Origin of the sequence: Streptomyces otsuchiensis (assembly GCF_004305975.1) — a bacterium.
Taxonomy (GTDB): domain Bacteria; phylum Actinomycetota; class Actinomycetes; order Streptomycetales; family Streptomycetaceae; genus Streptomyces; species Streptomyces otsuchiensis.
Window position 1 is genome coordinate 1 of sequence record NZ_BHZI01000454.1, and the last position, 2504, is coordinate 2504.

Genomic DNA, 2504 nt, shown 5'->3' on the forward strand with positions numbered 1-2504 from the left:
CGTCTGGTCCACCAACCAGCCGCTCACGGCCCTGCATACCGCGGGGGTCGGCGACGATGACGTGCTGGTCGGCGTCGTTGGGCGAGGGCAGGGCCGTGAGCGGCTGGTTGGTGGACCAGACGCGGACGCCGGTGGCGTTGGCGAGGAGCGCGGCGAGGTGGTGGCCGGGGTCGGAGGCCAGGAGGGCGATCTGGGAGTGGCCGGGGGCGCCGGGGTCGTGGCGGACGAGCTGGGCGAGGACGGGGGCGGTGACCTCGGCGGTGCTGTCGTTCAGGCGGACGCGGTAGTGGCCGTCCTCGGTGCGCTGGTACGCGATGGCGAGGGTGTCGCGGGGCCAGGGCGGGGTCTGGCGGGTGAGGTTGCCGGCGCTGTCGCGGACGCCGACGGTGGACAGGTCGACGCCGGGGTCGTCGCCGCTGAGGTTGCGGCCCTGGAAGGTGCCGTCGGGGGTCTCCAGCTTGCTGTGGTCGGCGAAGGCGCCCTCGCTGAGCAGGTGCAGAACGGCGGCGTCGGTCAGCGTGCGCAGACCGCGGGCCTGGGCGTTGCTCGCCGCGTCCAGCGCCCGGAGGAGATCCTTGGGCGTCAGCTCGCCGTGCGGCATCTGCAACAGGTCACGGGTCAACTGCCGCAGATCCAGCGGTCCGTTCCGGTACGCCGGATCGGACGCGCGCAGGTTCTCCGCGACACGCACCGCGTCCACCAGCCTGGAGAACTGGTCGCCGTGTGCACGGATATCCGGGCCGAAGGCCCCCACGAGCTGGGCGCCGTAGCCCAGTTCCGCCTCGCGGGCGGTCCAGAACTCCTGGTTGCCAACCAGGTAGGCGTTCTCGAACCTGGTCGCGCTGACCGGGTTGTCCGCCGGCAGGCCGGTGTCGCCCTGCTGCGACGCGTCGGAGGTCCGGTCGCCGTGCAGGTGGGTCAGGAGCGGCGCCAGCTCGGGGTAGGCGGCACGCACCGCGTCGGCGTCGTTGATCCGGGCGCTCAGACCGGTGCGCGGGTCCGTGCCGTGGTTGTTGCCCAGCCAGGCGTTGGTCAGCTCGGCGAAGAACTCGTACCGGTTGACGCTGGAGTAGTTGGACGCCGCGCCCCAGCTGCCGTCGTCGTTCAGCCGCCGGTGGGGGCCGTTGGGCCAGGGCGGGCTGTCGCGGTAGTACTCCCGGCGGATCTCCCGGATGTGGGTGGCCGCGTCCGGCAGATCACGCACGGCGGCCAGCCGATGCTCCGTGGCCGCCCGCAGGGCGCGTTCCGCCGCGTCGACGCGCTCGTACGCCTGCTTGATCAACCGCTCCGCGCTGCGCAGCACCGGGGTGGTACCGGCGTACTCCTCCAGCGCGTGGTGGACGGCGTGCGCCGTCTCGTGGGTCAGAACGGAGTAGCCCTCGCTGTAGTGCCCGTGCGGTGACGGCTCACCGAGCAGGGTCTCGGCGGCGGTGACCAGCGGACCGGCGGGCTCGATGTTCACACCCCGCACGGCCGGCGCGAGAGGTTCCGCGCCGAGGTCGATGAAGCGCTGGTCCCGCCGGTGGACCGGGGCGACCTCGCGGACCGTGAGGTTCGGCGGCATCAGCAGCACCCGCTTCTTGCGGTGCAGCAGCAGCTCGACGACCTCGGGGGAGCGCAGCATGTCGGTCAGGCGTCGCCGAGCCGACTGCCGTGCGGTGACCGGCTGTTCGACGCCCGGGCTGACCTCCACCACCAGGACGGCGGCCAGTTCGGCGAACTCCGCGGGCGGCAGCGTCCGGCGCTGCTCGGCCACCCACGCGATGTCGTCGGCCAGCGCCCTGCGTTCGGCCGGGGTCCGGCGCGCGATGTCGGCGATGTACTCGGTCGACTCGGCGCGGTGGGGGTCGGCGACCGTGTCGCGGGTCTCGGCGGCGCCGACGCTCTCGGTCACCAAGTCGGCGGCGGTGCCGAACGGCGGAGGGGTGGGGCTGAGGAGCGCGTCCGGGAGGCTGGGCGTGCCGGAGAGTTCGGACAGTTCCGAACTGGAGTCGGCGTCCGGCATGTCGGTGTCGCTCTGCGGCGACCGGGCGCCGTGCAGCCCGCCGGAGCCGAGGGCCATCTCCTCGCGCTGCGCGAGCCGCAGCAGCATCAGCCGGACGCTTCCGGCGTCTGCCGTCATCCCCGGGGTGTCCCGGTGGAAGTCCTCGGTGTGCTGCCGCAGGCCGTCCCAGGTGAGCGGATCGGGATCGGTGCTCGTCCGGAACTGCCGCCGTTCCAGGACCGCCATCCCGTGCAGCAGATTCCGGAACTCGGTGGCGCGCGCCGGGTCGGTGACGATCTCGCCGCCGTACAGACGCTGGAGGGCGCGCACCCAGCGCACCACGCGTTCCTCGGCCCTGGGCACCGGTCCGAGCGCGGTGGTGTGCAGGTGGTCCCGGATCTGCTGCGGCGTGGGGTCCGGGTGGTAGCTGCGGACGCCGGGGGGAGCGCCGGGGAGAGGGACCGACTCGACGGCGTGGACGGTGCGCCCCGCGTGGTTGGCGATCTGCTGGGCGGGGGGT

General features: G+C 73.4%; 1 protein-coding gene. It reads right to left on the reverse strand.

All coding sequences use genetic code 11. From position 1 onward, the window contains the following. Nucleotides 1-2504 (reverse strand): hypothetical protein (locus E0D90_RS26870; protein ID WP_157996946.1); only part of this gene is annotated, 2504 nt, incomplete at both ends.